The organism is Sphaerotilus sp. (genome assembly GCF_013299175.1).
In the GTDB taxonomy this organism is placed as follows: Bacteria; Pseudomonadota; Gammaproteobacteria; order Burkholderiales; family Burkholderiaceae_C; genus Sphaerotilus.
The window spans coordinates 1-16,150 of the sequence record NZ_JAAFKF010000088.1; the positions used below are offsets into that span (position 1 = coordinate 1).

General features: G+C 69.9%; 13 protein-coding genes. 4 read left to right on the forward strand and 9 right to left on the reverse strand.

Going from position 1 to position 16,150, the window contains the following annotated elements; genetic code table 11:
- Nucleotides 1-889 (reverse strand): excinuclease ABC subunit UvrC (gene uvrC / locus QZW52_RS14460; protein WP_294000089.1); only part of this gene is annotated, 889 nt, incomplete at its 3' end.
- A 34-nt stretch (nucleotides 890-923) separates the two neighbouring features.
- Here uvrC and earP point away from each other — a divergent pair.
- From earP to QZW52_RS14475, 3 genes are all read left to right on the forward strand, one after another.
- On the forward strand, nucleotides 924-2,117 hold the full coding sequence (gene earP / locus QZW52_RS14465; RefSeq protein ID WP_294000091.1) for an elongation factor P maturation arginine rhamnosyltransferase EarP: 1,194 nt from the start codon (nucleotides 924-926) through the stop codon (nucleotides 2,115-2,117).
- 65 nt (nucleotides 2,118-2,182) lie between these two features.
- Nucleotides 2,183-2,737, forward strand: a complete 555-nt coding sequence (efp, locus tag QZW52_RS14470; protein WP_294000093.1) for an elongation factor P — start codon at nucleotides 2,183-2,185, stop codon at nucleotides 2,735-2,737.
- Between the two features lie 93 nt (nucleotides 2,738-2,830).
- Nucleotides 2,831-3,904, forward strand: coding sequence for a branched-chain amino acid ABC transporter permease (locus tag QZW52_RS14475; RefSeq protein ID WP_294000094.1), 1,074 nt, complete (start codon nucleotides 2,831-2,833; stop codon nucleotides 3,902-3,904).
- Here QZW52_RS14475 and QZW52_RS14480 read toward each other — a convergent pair.
- The 7 genes from QZW52_RS14480 to coaBC are packed head-to-tail and all read right to left on the reverse strand — an operon-like array spanning nucleotide 3,885 to nucleotide 10,786.
- On the reverse strand, nucleotides 3,885-4,616 hold the full coding sequence (locus QZW52_RS14480; protein WP_294000096.1) for an energy transducer TonB: 732 nt from the start codon (nucleotides 4,614-4,616) through the stop codon (nucleotides 3,885-3,887). The genes QZW52_RS14475 and QZW52_RS14480 overlap by 20 nt on opposite strands.
- Nucleotides 4,613-5,050 carry an ExbD/TolR family protein gene (locus QZW52_RS14485; protein ID WP_294000098.1) on the reverse strand — a complete coding sequence of 146 codons (438 nt, stop codon included), beginning with the start codon at nucleotides 5,048-5,050 and terminating at the stop codon, nucleotides 4,613-4,615. Before QZW52_RS14485 ends, QZW52_RS14480 begins: the two co-directional genes overlap by 4 nt.
- A gap of 27 nt (nucleotides 5,051-5,077) precedes the next feature.
- Nucleotides 5,078-5,512: an ExbD/TolR family protein gene (locus tag QZW52_RS14490; RefSeq protein WP_294000100.1), complete on the reverse strand. Its 435-nt coding sequence runs from the start codon at nucleotides 5,510-5,512 to the stop codon at nucleotides 5,078-5,080.
- Between the two features lies 1 nt (nucleotide 5,513).
- Entirely contained in the window at nucleotides 5,514-6,206 is a 693-nt protein-coding gene (locus tag QZW52_RS14495) for a MotA/TolQ/ExbB proton channel family protein (RefSeq protein WP_294000102.1), read from the reverse strand.
- 37 nt (nucleotides 6,207-6,243) lie between these two features.
- Complete coding sequence (locus tag QZW52_RS14500; RefSeq protein ID WP_294000103.1) at nucleotides 6,244-6,729, reverse strand: copper chaperone PCu(A)C; 486 nt, start codon at nucleotides 6,727-6,729, stop codon at nucleotides 6,244-6,246.
- 33 nt (nucleotides 6,730-6,762) lie between these two features.
- Nucleotides 6,763-9,519, reverse strand: a complete 2,757-nt coding sequence (locus QZW52_RS14505; RefSeq protein ID WP_294000104.1) for a TonB-dependent receptor plug domain-containing protein — start codon at nucleotides 9,517-9,519, stop codon at nucleotides 6,763-6,765.
- Complete coding sequence (gene coaBC / locus QZW52_RS14510) at nucleotides 9,512-10,786, reverse strand: bifunctional phosphopantothenoylcysteine decarboxylase/phosphopantothenate--cysteine ligase CoaBC (protein ID WP_294000115.1); 1,275 nt, start codon at nucleotides 10,784-10,786, stop codon at nucleotides 9,512-9,514. Before coaBC ends, QZW52_RS14505 begins: the two co-directional genes overlap by 8 nt.
- Nucleotides 10,787-10,826: 40 nt before the next feature.
- Here coaBC and QZW52_RS14515 point away from each other — a divergent pair, with 40 nt between their 5' ends.
- Complete coding sequence (locus QZW52_RS14515; protein ID WP_294000117.1) at nucleotides 10,827-13,076, forward strand: TonB-dependent receptor plug domain-containing protein; 2,250 nt, start codon at nucleotides 10,827-10,829, stop codon at nucleotides 13,074-13,076.
- Between the two features lie 6 nt (nucleotides 13,077-13,082).
- Here the strand turns inward: QZW52_RS14515 and QZW52_RS14520 are convergent.
- A partial coding sequence (locus QZW52_RS14520) for a beta strand repeat-containing protein (RefSeq protein WP_294000119.1) occupies nucleotides 13,083-16,150 on the reverse strand: 3,068 nt, incomplete at its 5' end.

Consider the following 16,150-nt stretch of genomic DNA (forward strand, 5'->3'; position numbering starts at 1 on the left):
CGCGCACCATCGCCAGGTTCACGCAGGCCCGCCCGCCCTGCACCTTCACCGCCAGGATGTCCGTGTCGCGGTCCTCCTGCGTGAACACGGACTGCTGCTGCAGCACCTTGGACAGCGTGGCGATCTGGTCGCGCAGTTCGGCGGCTTTCTCGTAGTCGAAGGCTTCGGCCGCGGCCATCATCTGCGCCTGCAGCCCGTCGAGCACCTCCTGCGTCTCGCCACTCAGGAAACGCACCGCGTTGCGCACATCGCTGGCGTAGTCCTCGCGGCTGACGAGATCGACACACGGCGCCGAGCAGCGGTGGATCTGGTGCAGCAGACACGGCCGCGTGCGGTTGTTGAACACCGTGTCCTCGCAGGTGCGCAGCAGGAACACCTTCTGCATCAACTGGATGCCCTCCTTCACCGCCCAGGCGCTCGGATACGGCCCGAAGTAGCGGTGTCGGCGGTCCACGGCGCCGCGGAAGTAGACGACGCGGGGGAACTCGTGCGTGACGAACTTCAGGTACGGGTAGCTCTTGTCGTCGCGGAACAGGATGTTGAAGCGCGGGTTCAGCGACTTGATGAGGTTGTTTTCCAGCAGCAGCGCCTCGGCCTCGGAGCGCACCACCGTCGTCTCCATCCGCACGATCTTGCTGACCATGTGGCCGATGCGGGTGCCGCCGTGGTCCTTCTGGAAGTAGCTGCTGACGCGCTTCTTCAGGTGCTTGGCCTTGCCGACGTAGAGCAGGCCGCCCTCGGCGTCGAAGTAGCGGTAGACCCCCGGCAACGCCGGCAGCGCGGCGACCTCGCTCAGCAGCCGTTCGCGGGCAGCGGCGGCCGGCGTTTCCAGCACGGGGTCGGGGATCAGGAGGGCTTCGGCCTCGTCGGGGGTCAGGCGGCGCGTCATGGTCGGGGATTGTGCCGCCACCGATAATTCCGCGATGACCACCGACCCCGCACCTGCCCTCCCACCCGTCCTGACGATCCCGCCAGCATTGCGCCGCTGGGACGTGTTCTGCCGCGTCATCGACAACCACGGCGACCTCGGCGTGTGCTGGCGGCTGGCGCGGGATCTGGCGGGGCGCGGGGCACGGGTACGGCTGTGGGTGGACGATGCCGCCGCGCTGGCGTGGATGGCGCCGGACGGCTCGCCGGGCGTGCAGGTGCTGCCGTGGCGCGATCCGCTGGCCGATGAGATGCCGGCCGACGTGGTGATCGAGGCGTTCGGTTGTGACCCGCCCGCTGCCTACGTGGCCCGCATGGCCGACGCCGCCAAGACCGGCCCGGCGCCGCTGTGGATCAACCTCGAATACCTCAGCGCCGAGCCGCACGTCGAGAGCCTGCACGGGCTGGCCTCGCCGCAGTGGAGTGGCCCCGGCAGCGGACTCACCAAGTGGTTTTTCTTCCCCGGCTTTACCGCCGCCACGGGTGGGCTGTTGCGTGAACCCGGCCTGCTCGCTCGCCTGGATGCCCACGACCGGCAGGCTACGCGGGCGAGTTTCGGGGTCGGCCCGAACGAGGATAAGGACGAGGACGAGGCGCTGATGCTGCTGTTCGGCTACACGCAGCCGCTGCTGAACGACTGGCTCACGCTGCTGGCCGAAGCGCCGACGCCGACCACGCTGCTCGTCACGCCCGGCTACAGCGCCCGGCAAGTCCGCGCTTGGCAAGCGCAGCACGCCGGGGCGCCGGACACGGTGGGCGCACTGCGGCTGCATTTCCTGCCGCACGTCACGCAACTCGAATTCGACCGCCTGCTCTGGGCCAGCGACCTCAACCTCGTGCGTGGCGAGGACAGCCTCGTGCGGGCGCTCTGGGCCGGTCAACCGATGCTCTGGCAGTTGTATCCGCAGGCGGATGGCGTCCACGGCGACAAGCTCGACGCCTTCCTCGACGTGGCGCTCGACCAGACCGCGCCGACGCTGGCCGACCCGCTGCGGCGGATGGCCCGGCTGTGGAACGGGCTGGACGATCCGGCCGGGCTGGCGTCGGCGTGGTCGGCGCTGTGGCCCGCCCGGCGTGGCGCCTGGGCCGACAGCGCCGCCACCCGGCAGCGCCGCTGGGCCGGTCAGCCCGACCTGACCAGCAGCCTGATCGCCTGGGCACAGCAGCGGCACCGGGACGGGCTGGGCTAGAATCGAGGGCTTTGCGGTGCGGCGGCTTGCTCACCGCCCCAACGGAAACACCGGAAACACCACCCATGAAGATCGCCCAGGAAATCCGCGCCGGCAACGTGATCATGCAAGGCACCGCCCCCATGGTCGTGCTGCGCACCGAATACAGCCGCGGCGGCCGCAACAGCGCCACCGTGCGCATGAAGCTCAAGAGCCTGCTGAACAACTCCGGCACCGAAGTCGTCTTCAAGGCCGACGACAAGATGGACCAGGTCATCCTCGACAAGAAGGACTGCACCTACTCCTACTTCGCCGACCCGCTCTACGTGTTCATGGACGAGGAGTACAACCAGTACGAAGTCGAATCCGAGAACATGGGCGACGCGCTGAGCTACCTCGAAGACGCGATGCCCGTCGAAGTGGTGTTCTACGACGGCAAGGCCATCTCGGTCGAACTGCCGACCTCGCTGGTGCGCGAAGTGACCTGGACCGAGCCGGCCGTCAAGGGCGACACCTCGGGCAAGGTGCTCAAGCCCGCCAAGATCTCCACCGACTTCGAGATCCAGGTGCCGGCCTTCGTCGCCCAAGGCGACAAGATCGAAATCGACACCCGCACGCACGAGTACCGCAAGCGCGTCTGAGTGACGCTGGCGCGACCCGCGTCTTGCAAACGAAGCGGCCTCGAAGGGCCGCTTTTTTGTTTTGCAACACAAAGCTCGGCCATAGTCACAGGCATGACATCCCCCTTGTCCCTGCGGTCCCTGCTGGTCACCGCCGCCCTGCTCCTGGCGCCGCTGCTGCTCCAGCAGCTCGGCACTGGCCCGGTGCGCATCGCCGACCAAGCCTTGCTGTACGTGCTGCTCGCGCTGGGCATGAACCTCGTGGTGGGCTATGCGGGCTTGCTCGATCTGGGCTACGTGGCGTTCTATGCGGTGGGGGCGTACACCTTCGCGCTGCTGGCCTCGCCGCACCTGTGGGAGCAGTTCCCCGCCGTGCAGGCGATGTTCCCGGCCGGCCTGCACGCGCCGTGGTGGCTGGTGCTGCCACTCGGGGCGGGTCTGGCCGGCGTGCTGGGCGTGCTGCTGGGGGCGCCGACGCTGAAGCTGCGCGGCGACTACCTGGCCGTGGTGACACTGGCCTTCGGGGAGATCATCCGGCTGTTCCTCAACAACCTGGCCCACCCGGTCAACCTCACCAACGGCGCCCACGGCATCAGCCAGATCGACGACCTGCGCCTGTTCGGTCTCGACCTGCGGCGGACGCTGGTGGTGCTGGGCATCGAATTACCGCCGGTGACGCTGCACTACTACCTGTTTCTTGCGCTGGTGGTGCTCGCCGTGGGGGTGTGCCACCGGCTGGAACGTTCGCGCATCGGCCGCGCCTGGATGGCCATCCGCGAGGACGAGGTGGCCGCGCAGGCGATGGGCTTGAACACGCGCAACCTGAAGCTGGCCGCGTTCGGCATGGGTGCGACCTTCGGCGGCGTGGCGGGCGGGCTGTTCGCGACCTTCCAGGGCTATGTGTCCCCCGAGTCGTTCAGCCTGCAGGAATCGATCCTCGTCGTGGCGATGGTCGTGCTGGGCGGCATCGGCTACCTGCCGGGGGTGGTCCTGGGTGCGGTGCTGCTGTCGGCGCTGCCGGAGGTGCTGCGCTACGCGGTCGGTCCCTTGCAGGCGATGACGGATGGGCGGCTGGATGCCCACATCCTGCGCCAGTTGCTGATCGCGCTGGCGATGATCGGGGTGATGGTGCTGCGTCCCAGGGGGCTGTGGACGCGGCCGGAGCGCCTCAATTCTCTTGAAAACTGATCTCGAACGGTGGCACATGGACCTCGTCCGCCCCGCTGGTCTGGCACTTGAAACGCCGCACGGCCGCAGTCACGAACCGGTAATACTCTTTCGGGCCGGACACCGGGGTCACATCGACGATCTGGTTGCTTCGCACGGTAAAGCGCACCCGCACGACAGCAGTGATGCTGTAGCGGTCATAGACACCCGCCAGCGTGTTCTGGAGGATGTCCGCATAGCCAGGGCAGACCACACCGACCTCGGCCCGTACTGGCGCAGGGGGCGCAGGGGGCGCAGGAGGCGTCGGTGGTGCGGGCGGAGCCGGGGGCGCGGGTGGCGGCGGAGGTTTGATCTCGACCTGCTTCGGCGGTGGCTCGGCCTGCACCGCCTGAATCGCCGGGGCGGGCGGTGTCGGCGCAGGCGTGACCTCTGGCGGCGGCACGTAGGCTTTCGGTGGCGGCGCGGGCGCGGGTGGTGGCGCGTCCTGCAGCTTGACGACTTTCGGCGGCTCGGGCGGCGGGGGCGGCGGTGGTGGAGGCGGCGGTTTCACCTCGTCGATGATCGCCATCTCGATGGGCGGGCGCACCAGCTCCACCGCCTTGCGCGCCAGCCCCGACATCAGCGCCCAGCCGACCAGCACATGCAGCCCGATCACCACGCCCACGCCAACCCAGCGCGGCGTGCCAGCGTTTGGCGCGAACTCGGGCAGGCTCCCCGGCCGCACGGCACTCATTGGAATTGCTCCCCACCAATCACCCCGAGCTTGCGCAGTCCGAGCTTCTGCGCCGACACCATCACCGACGCGAAGGTGTCATAGCGCGATTTCGCATCCGGCCGGATGTGGATCTCGGGCGGCTCGGCCTGCGCGGCGGCGGCCTTCAGCTTGTCCTCCAGCGCCGCCCGATCCGCCAGCGCCACGCCCTGCCAGTACACGACATTGGCCGGATCGATGTCGATCTTCACCACCTCGGGCGGCACGGCGTTGACCGGCGGTTTCCCGGTCGGCAGGTTCAGGTCGGTCGAGTGCAACTGGATCGGGATCGTGATGATCAGCATCACCAGCAACACCAGCATCACGTCGATCAGCGGCGTGGTGTTGATCTCCATGATCGGCTCGGGGTCGTTGCCGGGGGCCAGGCCGTCGCCGGGGCCGAGGTTCATCGCCATGGCGGTTTCCTTTGCATTGCGGCCACGTCAGTGCAGCGCAGGTGGCTCGGTGATGAACGAGATGCGGGCAATCCCCGCCCGCTGACACGCCAGCACCACCCGCCCGACCGGCTCATACGCCGCCGAACGGTCCCCGCGGATGTGGACCTCGGGTTGCGGCGACTGCACCGACACCTGCTTCAGCCGCTCGACCAGCGCCTCGGCACTCGGCATCGGCGTGTCGTGCCAGTAGACGACGCCCTTCGCATCGACCGAGAGCACGACATTCTCCGGCTGGCTCTGGCGCGGGTTGAGGCGCTCCAGCGGCAGATCGACCTTGATCGACGTGGTGACGACCGGGATCGTGATCAGGAAGATGATCAGCAGCACCAGCATCACGTCCACCAGCGGCGTGGTGTTGATGGTGGACAGCACCTCGTCGTCGCCCGCCGGGGCGTCGAACGGGCCGGGCGGCAGCGCCATGTCAGCCCTTCGACGACGCGGACTGCGCCGCCGCCGAGGCAGACGCCTGCGCCAGCAGCACCGCGTGCAGGTCCGCCGCGAAGCCGCGCACCTCGTCCATCACCGCCTTGTTGCGCCGCACCAGCCAGTTGTAGCCCAGCACCGCCGGCACCGCGACCGCCAGACCGATGGCGGTCATGATCAGCGCCTCGCCGACCGGCCCGGCCACCTTGTCGATGCTCGCCTGCCCTGCCACGCCGATGGCGGTGAGCGCGTGGTAGATGCCCCAGACGGTGCCGAACAGGCCGACGAACGGCGCGGTCGAGCCGACGGTCGCGAGGAAGGCCAGCCCGTTCTGCAGGCGCCCTTGCACCCGCTCGATCGCGCGCTGGATCGACATCGTGATCCAGGTGTTCAGGTCGATCTGGCCGAGCAGGCCGGCGTGCTTGACCGACGCATCCGCCCCCGCCTGGGCGATGAAGCGGAACGGGCTGCCTGCCGCCAGCGTGTCCACCCCTTGCGCGACGCTGGTCGCGGTCCAGAACGCCTCGGTCGCCTTGGCCTGGGTCAGCATGCGCTGCTGCTCGATCCACTTGACGACCAACAGGTACCAGCTCCCCGCCGACATGACCACCAGGATCAGCAGCACGGTCTTGGCGACGAGGTCCGAGCCGGACCAGAGGGCGGCGAGTCCGTAGGGGTTGCTTGCGTCCACCGAATGCACTCCAGAGTTCAGTTCAGTTCAGATCAGTTCAATGCTGGTGCTGCTGTGCCGACGGCTTGCCGTTCAACGCCCGCACCTCGGCACTGACCTGCACCTGAATGCGCTTCTTGTCCTTGCCTTCGAGCACCAGCGTCAGCGGCACCTTGTCGCCGACACCCACCGGCTTGACCACATCGATCAGCATGACGTGGTAGCCGCCCGGCTTGAGTTCGAGCACCTGCCCCGGCACGAGGTCGATGCCGGGCACCGCCTGCATCATCATGCGGTCGCCCTCCATCCGCATCTCGTGGACCTCGACGATCTTCGCCACACTGGACTGGACCTCGATCAGCCGCACCGGCTCGGTGCTGGTCAGTTGCATGAACGCGCCAGTGGCCTTCTGGCTCGGCACGGTGGCGCGCACCCAGGCTTCCTTGACCGTGACCTCGGCGTGGGCCGCGACACCGATCAGCGTCAACGCGGCGCAGACAGCCACAGCGCGCAAGGCGGGCACGGTCGAATGGACAAACAGCATCGAAAACTCCTTCATCAACAACGGGGCACCGACTCAGAACCGCCAGTTCACCCCGACCTGCAAGGTGCGCCCTTCCGCACTGGCGTAGCGCGGATCGTAGCCCAGCATGTGCGCGCCGACCGTGCGCAGCGTCAGCGGCGGGCGGCGGTTGAACACGTTGGCCACCCCGAGCGAGACCTCGGCGGTCGGTGTCGAGCGCCAGGTGCTCGTCCAGTCGATCGTCCAGTGGGCCGACACGCGGCGCTGCACCGCCACGCAGGTCAGCCCGTCCAGCGTCGTGACAGCGCAGTCGGACTCGCTCTGCGGCTGGTCGTCGTAGCCGTTGCGCCAGTTGAACCGCGCCTGGTGCGACCACGCGCCGCGCTCCAGCGTCGAGGACAGCGCCACGGTGTGCCGGAAGGCCACCCGGTCATCCACCCCGAAGCGGTTCAGGCTCGATGCCCACGCCGTGTCATCGCCCGGCACGGTGTAGCGCGAGCGCAGCAGCCACGTCCCCTGCAGTTGCTGCGTCCAGCGCCCGACCGGCGAGCCATGGCGCCACGCCGCACGCCAGTCGATGCCCTGTGCCTCGATGCGACCGATGTTCACCGGCAGCAGCCGCACCGCCAGCGCGTCCGCCCCCGTCGAAGCCTTGTACTTCGTCGTGTAGAACGCCGCGTAGCGCACCGGGTCGGCCAGGATCAGCCGCTCGCTGACCTCCTGCACCGCGTCGCGCACCTGCACCGACCACAGGTCCGCACCGAAGCTGACCGTGCGGCTCGGCGCGAAGGCGCCGCCCAGCGACCACTGCCGCGACCGCTCGGGCCGCAGCGCCGCATTGCCGCCCTTGACCGCCTCGACCTGGTTCGCGCCCGGCCAGCACAGCGCCGCGTAGGGGTGGTCGGCCAGACCATTGGCCGCCGTGAAAGGACAGGCGTAGGCGCCGGCCGTGACGCCGTAGTCCTCCTGCGTGCGGGTGAGCTGCAACAGGTCGGGGGCGCGAAAACCCGTGCCCGCCGACGCGCGCCACAGCAGACCGGGCTGCATCTGCCAGCGGCCACTGAGCTGCGAGGTGAACTGGCCCGCCGCGCTGCCGACGCGCAGGCCGTGCAGCAGATCCTCCGCCGCGCCGAGGTGGTCGTAGCGCAGCGCCCCGGTCAGGTGGAACGCCGACGTGACGGGCAGCAGCAGCTCGGTGTAGGCGCCCAGGGTGTCGCGCTGGACCCCGTGCGCCTGCTGGACATCGCCGGAGAGCAAGGCCCCCGTGCGCGCCATGTCGGACAGCGTGCGCCGCCACAGCGTGCGGCGCCACTCGCCCCCGACGCCCCACTGCGCCGGACCACCGGGCAGCGTGAACGGCTCGGTGGCGGCGCGCAGCTCGGCGCCGAAGAGGTCGCTGCGCATGGTGTCGTAGCGCCCTTGCACGCCGGCACCGGCCAGCGCCGCCAGCCCGGCCGCGCTCTGCTGCCCCGGCGCGGCGAACGGGTCGATCCGCCCATCCGCCAGCCCCGCCATGAACGGCTCGCCCAGCAGCCAGCCGCTGCGGTAGTCCTGGCGCTGCTCGCGGGCCGACCACGTCAGCGTGGACTGGAGGTGCCAGCCGCCCGTGTCGCCTTCGATGCCGGTACCCAGGTGCAGCGCATCGTTGGTGTAGTCCACCACGCGGCTGCCGAGGTCACCCAGCCGGTAGTAGGCCGTCGCACCGGTCAGCCCGGCACGCTGCTCGTCGGTCAGCCAGGGCAGGACGTGGGCGGTGAAGGCGGCGGAATCGGTGGCGATCGATACGTCCGCCGGGTACGGCGCCACGGCCACGCGGGTGCGCGAGCGGGCCAGCAGGGCGTCGGTGTGCCAGTCAAACCCCGACGCGCCCAGCCGCAGGACACCGCTGGCCATCAGGCTGCCGCGCTCGACCTGCGGTTGCGCCACCACCGTGGCGGCATAGTCGAAGTAGCACTGGCCGCCGGCATCGAGGTGCCCGCTCGGACACTGGCCGTTGGCTTGCAGACCCGGATGCAGGTAGACCGACTGGGCGGCACCCGCGGCGTCGGTGTAGTCCACCGCCACGTTGGCCGGTGCAGCGCGCACCGAACCGTTGAAGAACAGCCGCTCCTGCCCCGACGGATCGCGGAAGCGGACCAGCCCGCTGGCCGACACCGCCCGATCGGCCGCCCGCAAGGTCCGCGCCCGGTCGTGGCTGGCCACCCAGGTCAGCGCGTAGCCGTCGCGGGCCAGATCGCCGAGACCCTGCCCGAGCGCGAGCTGCCAGCCACCACCACCCGCGCCTTGCGGTGCGGTGAGGCGGGTGTTCACGAACAGCGGGGTCTCGCCCTGGCGCAGGATCAGGTTGACCACGCCGCCGATCGCGTCCGCCCCATAGACCGCCGAGGCGCCGTCGCCCAGGATCTCGATGCGCTCCAGCGCGGCCAGCGGCAAGGTGCCGAGGTCGATCACCGAGCCGCCGTCGCTCGACGCCATGCGCTGCCCGTTCAGCAGCACCAGCGTGTACTTGGCGCCCAGGTTGTGCAGCGACACGGTGGTGATGCCGTTGCCGTCGTTGCCGACGCTGTCAGTGATGGCCTGCTGCCCCTGCACCATCGGCAGGCGCTGCAGCAGCTCGGCCAGCGAGGTGGCACCCGACCGCTCTATTTCAGAACGACCGATGGTCTGCAGCGGCAGCCCCGATTCCGTGACCGGGCGGCGCAACTGGCTGCCCGTGATCTCGACCCGTGGCAGCGTGGCACCGGAGTCCGCCTGCGCCGGCAGTCCACCCAGGCCCAGGCTGGCCGTGACCATCCACAGCCGCTTATGCATGGCGCTGCCTCATCCGACGCGCCACATCGGCCACCAGCGCCCGTGCCAGTACCTGCTTGTCACAGCGGCTACCGTCTGCGGGCAATGCGCGGGCACCGTCGGCATCGACCAGCAGCAGCGCGTTGTCGTCACGGCCGAAGGTGGCCGGGCCGAGGTTGCCGACGATCAGCGGCACCTTCTTGCGGATGAGCTTCTCGCGGGCATGGTGTTCGAGCTTCTCGCTTTCCGCCGCGAAACCGACGCAGTACGGCCGATCCGGCAGCGCCGCCACCGCGGCGAGGATGTCGGGGTTCTCGCTGAGTTCGAAGGTGGGCGCGATCTTCTTGCCGTCCTTCTTGATCTTGTGGGCGGACAGGCTCGCCGGCCGCCAGTCCGCGACCGCGGCGGTGGCGATGAACAGGTCGTGCAACGGCGCGGCGGGCAGCACCACGTCGTGCATCTGCTGCGCCGAGCGGACATCGATCCGGCGCACCCCGCGCGGCGTCTCCAGATGCACCGGCCCGGCCACCAGCGTCACGTCGGCCCCCGCTTCGCGGGCGGCGCGGGCCAGCGAGAAGCCCATCTTGCCGCTCGACAGGTTGGTGATGCCGCGCACCGGGTCGATCGCCTCGAAGGTCGGCCCCGCGGTGATCAGCACGCGCAGACCGGCCAGCGGCTTGGGCGAGAGCGCGGCGATCAGGTCTTCGACGATGGCGGCCGGCTCGATCATGCGGCCATCGCCGATCTCGCCGCAGGCTTGCATCCCGGCCTCCACACCGAGCACCAGCGCACCGTCGGCCTGCACCTGCGCGAGGTTGCGCTGCGTGGCCGGGTGGGACCACATCTCGCGGTTCATGGCCGGCGCGAGGATCAGCGGCACCGGGCGGGCGTCGGCGGCACCGCTGGCCAGCGGGCGGGCGAGACAGGTGAGGCTCAGCAGGTCGTCGGCGCGGCCTTGCGCCAGACGGGCCAGGAAATCGGCGCTGGCGGGGGCGATCACCACGGCGTCGGCGCCGCGGGTCAGGTTGATGTGGGGCATGCCGTTGGGTTCGCGGGCGTCCCAGGTGTCGGTCGAGACGGGATGGCCGGACAGCGCCTGCATCGTCTCGGTGGTGATGAACCGCTGCGCCGCGTCGGTCATCGCCACATGGACCTCGGCGCCGGCCTTGACCAGCAGGCGCAGCAATTCGGCGCTCTTGTAGCAGGCGATGCCGCCAGTGAGTCCAAGCACGAGGCGGCGGCCCGCCAGATCGGCCAATGCGGGAGTAGAGCGCAGGGTTTCAGTCATGGGGCGCGAGTCTAGCGAGACTGGCGAGACAATGCCGTCCATGCCTACCCTGCCCACCCGCCATCCCCTGCCCGCCCCGGTGCCGCTGTCCCTGCCGCTGTCCTTGCTGCTGCTCGCCAGCGCAGCGCAGGCACAGACCAGCGAGGCCCCGCCCGCCCCCAGCACCGCGCCCGCCGCCACCCTGGAGCGCGTCGAGATCCGCCGCACCGCGCCCACCGACACCGCCCAGCGCCAGCAGTCCACCGCCGCCAAGACGGTGGTCGGCCGCGAGGAGATCGAGCGCATGGGCGACGCCACCGTCAGCGAGGTGCTCAAGCGGCTGCCCGGCGTGACGCTGGGCGGCGGGCGGCCGGGACGCGGCGGGGATGTGCGGATGCGCGGGCTGGGCAGCGGCTACACGCAGATCCTGCTCAACGGCGAGCGCATGCCCTATGGCATGACGCTCGACTCGCTCACCCCTGACCAGGTCGAGCGCATCGAGATCACCCGCGGCCCCACGGCAGAGACCGGCGCGCAGGCGATTGCCGGCACCATCAACATCGTGCTGCGCGAGTCGGTGCGCCAGCGGCTGAACAACGTCCATGTGCGCCTCGGCCACGACGACGGCCACTGGCAGCCCAGCGTGAGCTGGACCCGCGCCGAGCAGCTCGACGATTTCAGCTACAACCTCTCGGCCACCGCCAACAGCGGGAGCACGGTGGACCAGACCGCTCTGCGCACCACCGAGACCCGGCTGGCCGACGGTGCCACCACGCTCGACGAGCAACGCACCACCGACGAACGCACGCAGCGCCAGGCGGTCCATGCCGGCGGGCGGATGCAGTGGCGGCTGGGAGCGGGCGAGACCTTCGCGCTGATGCCGTTCGTGATCCTGTCCGGTGCGCGCAACCAGACGGCGCAGCACCTGCAATCGCTGCTGCCCACCGCCGTGCCCGACTTCGCCGATGCCGACAAGACCGGCCACAACCGCTTCGCCCTCGCCCGGCTCAATGCCCAGTGGCAGACGCGGCTGGCCAGCGGCCTGCGTGTGGAGCTGAAGGCCGGCGGCAGCCTGAGCCGCAGCACCAGCGACAGCGTGCGCAACGAACGCAACGCCAGCGGCACGGCCCTGCGCCGCATCGACGACGACCGCACCGGCCAGGAACGCGGCCTGAGCACCGGCGGCAAGCTCGCGCAGGCCCTGGGCGACGGCGCGCACCTGCTCTCGCTGGGCTGGGAGACCGAGCAGAACCAGCGCGACGAGACCCGCACCACGCTGGAGACCAGCAGCACCGGCGTGCGCTCGCTCAATGGCGAGGTCGGCGACAACCTGCAGGCCCGCACCCGCCGCACCGCACTGTGGACCCAGGACGAGTGGACGGTGACGCCACAGTGGTCGCTGCAGGGTGGCCTGCGCTGGGAGGCGATCGACACGGTGAGCGACGCCGCCGACGGACAGGTCAGCAGCCGCAGCAGTGTCGTGACGCCGCTGTTCCACGCCGCCTGGAAGCTGGTCGAAGGCGGCAAGGATCTGGTGCGCCTGAGCCTGACCCGCAGCTACCGCGCCCCGACGCTGACCAACCTCATCGCCCGCCGCAGCGAGTCCACCGGCACCAACCTCGACACCAACCCCGACCGCGCCGGCAACCCGCAGCTCAAGCCCGAACTGGCCACCGGGCTGGACCTCGCCTTCGAGCACTACCTGACCGCAGGCGGCGTGCTGAGCATCGGCGTGTTCGAGCGCCGCATCGACCAGCTCATCCGCGCGCAGACCACGCTGGAGACGGTCGGCGGGGTGCAACGCTGGGTGTCGCGCCCGCAGAACATCGGCGATGCGGTGACACGCGGCGTCGAACTGGAGGCCAAGTTCCGCCTGAGCGAGCTGGTGGCGGAGAACGCGCCACCCGTGGAGCTGCGCGCCAACGTGAGCGCCTTCCGCTCGCGGGTGAACAGCGTCGGTGGCCCGGACAACCGCCTGGACAAGCAGCCGGACTGGAGCGGAAACCTCGGGGCGGACTGGCGCGTGCGCGGCCTGCCGCTGACGCTGGGCACGAGCCTCAACTTCACGCCGACCTACGCGATCCAGCTCAGCGACCAGCAGCGCAACACGGTGGACACGCGCCGCGTGATCGACGCCTACGCGCTGTGGACCTTCACGCCCGAGGTGCAACTGCGTGCCTCGGTCAGCAACCTGCTGCCGCTCGACAACGTGAACGGCAGCACCTTCACGACGGCCACCTCCCGGCAGGTGGCAACGACCAGCGACCCCGGCAGCACCGCGTGGGCGCTGCGGCTGGAGATGAAGCTCTGACCCCGGTCAGGACCAGGCCGTCGTGATCACCGGCAAGAGCGCGTCGCGGTAGGTCTGCGACAGCGTGGCCGTGCCATTGGACGGCGGCGCATCGAAGGCCGCCATGGCGCTGATGAGGCTCTCGACCTTGGTGTTCTGGAGGACATGGCCGTCGGCGGTGCGGAACTGCTCGATCTGGCTGGCCGGGCCGGTGTCCCAGTCCATGACATAGATGCGGTCCCAGGTGCCGATGATGCTGATCTCCAGGAAGCCGTCGAGCCGCTTGAACCAGAGCTGATCGGTGGTCACGCCGGCACCGAACTCGACCACATCGCGGTTGCCCACGGTCTCGTCGTAGTCCCAGATCACGTCCAGCCCCATGCCCCGGCCCACGCGGTAGACATCGTTGCCCATCCCGCCGGCCAGCGAGTCCGCGCCACTGCCACCGATGATGGTGTCATTGCCCGCCGTGCCGAAGATCAGGTCGGAGCCACCGCTGCCGTCGATGACGACACGGCTGCCGAGGACCGTGGTGCCGCTCAGGTCGATCACGTCATCGGACCACGAGCCGACGATGCGGGCCTGCCCGAGCACGGCGGTGGTGTCGATCACCTCGATGCCGCTGCTGGCGTCGAAGTTGAGCAGGCCGATGTCCACGTCGCCGGCGCCTTGTGCGCGGATCGTGTCCACGCCAGTGGTACCGGTGTCGTGGTAGGCGTCGTAGCCCTGGAAGGACTGCCAGCCCGCCGCCAGATTGCCCGTGATCAGGTAGGTGTCACTGCCCTCGTAGCCATCGACGCTGTCGTCGCCGCCGCCGCCGATGATCTGGTCCGCAGCGGCGCTGCCGATGAGCGTGTCGCTGCCCCAGGCACCGTCGATGACGAGGTTGGCGCCCGTCAAGGTCGTGGTGCGGAAGTCGAGCACCGTCGCCCCATCGCCACCCAGCAGGCGCACCAGGCCGGCAGCCCCGGTGGCGTCGATGACCTCGACCCCGGTGTTCTGCCAGCCCGCCAGCCCGATATCGACCGCCCCGGCACCCACCGCCACGAGCCGGTCGATGCCGCTGGTGCCGGTGTCGCTGTAGGTGTCGTAGCCGTTGAAGCTGCTCCAGCCTCCCGCGGCGTTGCCGGTCACGCGGAAGGTGTCGCCACCGCCGGCGCCGTCGATCCAGTCGTCATTGCCCCCACCGACGATGGTGTCGGCACCGGCGCTGCCGAAGATGGTGTCGTTGCTGTAACCACCATCGATGACGAGGTTGGCGCCGACCAGCGTGGTGGTGCGGAAGTCCATCGCGTCGGCCGCGTCCTGGCCGAGCAGGCGCACCGTGCCGGTCGCCCCCGTCGCGTCCACCACCTCGATGCCGGTGTTCTTCCAGCCCGCCACACCGATGTCCACGTCGCCGGTGCCGAGGGCAACCACCTTGTCGGTGCCGGTCGTGCCGGTGTCGGCGTAGGTGTCGAAACCCTGGAAGCTCGCCCAGCCCGCCGCCCGGTTGCCGGTGACGCGGTAGGTGTCGCTGCCGTTCTGCCCATCGAGCAGGTCGGCATCGCCGCCGCCGTTGATCAGGTCGGCGCCGGCACTGCCCTTGATGGTGTCGTTGCCGAAGGCACCGTCGATGAGCACATTGCCGCCCACGAAGGTGGTCGTGCTGAAGTCGAGCACGTTGGCGCTGTCGTTGGCCCAGATGCGCACCGTGCCGGTGGCGCCACTGCCGTCGATGACCTCGATGCCGGTGCCCTGCCAGTCCTGCACGCCCACATCGACATTGCCGGTGCCGAGCGCGGCGAGGGTGTCGGTGCCGGTGGTGCCGCTGTCCCGGTAGGTGTCGCGGCCCAGGAAGCCGAGGGCCACGTTGCCGGTAACGCGGTAGAGGTCGGAGCCGCCGGCGCCGTCCACCGTGTCGTCACCGTAGTTGCCGACCAGCGTGTCCGCGCCGACGCTGCCGTAGACCACGTCGTTGCCGTTGCCGGCGTCGATGAGCAGGCGCGTGCCGACGAAGGTGATGCCACGGAAGTCCAGCGTCTGCGCGCCGCTTTCGCCCAGCAGGCGCACGGTGCCGGCCGCGCCGCTGGCATCGATCACTTCGATGCCGCTGGCCGGGCCGAAGTTGCCCTTGAAGCCGATGTCCACGTCGCCGCTGCCGACGGCAACGATCCGGTCGGTGCCACCGGTGCCGGGGCTGGCACCGGTATCCGCGTAGATGTCGTAGCCCTGGAAACCGGCAGCCGTGGTGCCGGTGACGCGGTAGGTGTCACCACCGCCACCCCCGTCAAGCACGTCGTCGCCGTAGCTGGTGACGAGGGTGTCGGCACCGGCACTGCCGTAGACGGTGTCGTTGCCGTAGTTCGCGTCGATCACCAGGTTGCTGCCGACCAGCGTCGTCGTGCGCAGGTCGATCAGGTTCGCGTCGCCCGTGTCGAGCAGCCGCACGGTGCCAGTGGCGCCGGTCGCGTCGAGGGTCTCGATGCCGGTGCCGCTCCAGCCGCGGGTGCCGATGTCCACATCGGCGCCCGTCACCACCATCCGGTCGGTGCCCGTCGCACCGGTGTCCTTGTAGATGTCGTAGCCCTGGAAGCCCGCGGCCGTGGTGCCGGTGACCCGGTAGGTGTCGCCGCCCTCGCCGCCGTCGAACACGTCGTCGCCATAGCTCGCCAGGACCGTGTCGGCGCCTGCCGAGCCGTACACCGTGTCGTTGCCGTAGTTGCTGTCGATCACCACGTTGGCGCCGGCGATGGTCACACCGCGGAAGTCCAGCGTCGCGCTGCTGCCGTCGCCGTAGAGCCGCACCGTGCCCGTCGCCCCCGTGCCATCGACCACTTCGATGCCACTGCCCGGGCCGAAGCTGCCCAGCAGGCCGATGTCCACATTGCCGGTGCCGAGCGCCACGATCCGGTCGGTGCCGCTGGTCCCGCTGTCGGCGTAGGTGTCGAAGTTCTGGAAGCTGCTCCAGCCCCCCGCCTCGTTGCCTGTGACACGGTAGGTGTCGCCGCCGCCACCGCCGTCGAGCAGGTCGTTGCCGCCGCCGCCGACGATGGTGTCGGCTGCCGCCGTGCCGTAGACGGTGTCGTTGCCGTAGCTGGCGTCGATGACGAGGT